A 1690-nucleotide genomic window follows, 5' to 3' on the forward strand; every position below is an offset into this window, starting at 1 on the left:
AGCTCCAGGCCGGCGACCTCGTCGCCTCCTGACCGCAGCACAGCGCGCCACCAGCCCGCCGACCGCGTGACGTCACCGCGGCCGGCGCGCTCCCGGCGCGGCCTACGAACACGCCGGCCCACACTCCTGGAGGTACCCCCATGTCTCGTCGCGACGGCGACGCCCTTCCCCTGACAGCGGCTCAGCGTGAGATCTGGCTTGCCGAGCAGGGCGCGCGGACAGCGCTCGACGTCTACCGCATCGGCGATTACCTGGAGGTCCACGGTCCGGTCGATCCGGAGCTCTTCGAGGCCGCGGTGCGCCGGGTGGTCGGTGAGATCGACGCGCTGCACGTGAGCTTCGTCGACGACGGGCAGGATCCGCGTCAGGTCGTCCGCGGGGCATGGGCCTGGGAGCCGACCCGGCTCGACCTGAGCTCGGAGCCCGAACCCCGGGCGGCGGCCCTGGCGTGGATGGCCCGCGACCGGATGCGTCCGCTGGACCTCGCCCGCGATCCGCTCTTCAGCTTCGCGCTGATCAGCCTCTCGCCGGTGCACCACCTCCTGTACCAGAACTACCACCACCTGGTGATGGACGGGTTCGGCGTCTCCCTCGTCCGGCGGCGGATCACGCGGACGTACACGGCGCTGGCCGCAGGCGGCCCGGTCCCGCCGTCGCCGTTCCGTTCACTGGACGACCTGATCCGCAGTGACGCCGACTACCGCGCCTCGGGACAGTTCACCTCCGACCGTTCGTACTGGATGGAGCGGTTCGCGGACCGGCCGGAACCGACTCAGCTCACCGGCCGGGCTCCGCGTAGCCGGAGCGGCCTGTGCCCCGCGGCGGAACCGGCGCTGCTCCGCGTGGACACGCTGCGAGCGGCGGCAGCGCAGACCGAAGCCCACTGGTCCCGCCCGCTGATCGCGGCGGCGGCTCTCTACGCGCACCGGCTGACCGGGGACGAGGACGTGGTGATCGGCCTTCCCGTCACCGGGCGCGAGGGGGCCGACCGCGCCCTGATGTCCTCGCCCGGCGCGGTGTCGAACGTGGTGCCCCTGCGTCTGCCGGTGCGACCGGACACGCGGTGGCACGACCTCGTCGCCGAGGCGGCACAGGAGGCCGACGCGGCCCTCGCGCACCAGCGCTACCGCAGCGAGGACCTGTTCCGGGACCTCGGCGTGCCCGGCGCCACCGGGTCGGCGTTCCCGCTCGTCGTCAACATCATGGTCTTCGACTCCCCGCCGAGCTTCGCAGGGCATCCCGCCACGCTGCACTACCTGCTCCCGGAACCGACCACCGGACTGTCCCTCTGGGTTACGGGTCGGCGGGGAGGCAGTGATCTCCAGGTCGAACTCAAAGGCGCTCCCCAGGCATGGAGCGACGATGAACTCGCCGTTCATCAGCGGCGCCTGCTCGCGCTGCTGGACAGCGTGGCGGACTGCGACCCGCAGGAGACGGTCGGCCGGATCGGTCTGCTGACGGTGGGCGAGGAGCGTGAGCTGTTGGCGCTGGGCGCCGGTCCGGTGGCCCGGGCCTCGGCCGAGAGCCTGCTGGAGGTGTTCCGGGCGCAGGTTCGGGCGATGCCGGACGCGGTAGCGGTGGTGGGGTCGGATGCGTCGCTGACGTATGCGGAGTTGGACGCGCGGGCGAACCGGCTGGCGCATGCCCTGATCGCCCGCGGGGTGGGCCCGGAGCGGCTGGTGGCGGTGGC

At 72.8% G+C, this 1690-nt stretch carries 1 protein-coding gene; it reads left to right on the forward strand.

Annotated elements, in window-relative coordinates; all coding sequences use genetic code 11:
- Positions 1 to 140 precede the first annotated feature (140 nt).
- A partial coding sequence (locus ACWDAK_RS41195) for a condensation domain-containing protein (RefSeq protein ID WP_427396354.1) occupies positions 141 to 1690 on the forward strand: 1550 nt, incomplete at its 3' end.

It is taken from the genome of Kitasatospora sp. NPDC001175, assembly GCF_053598215.1.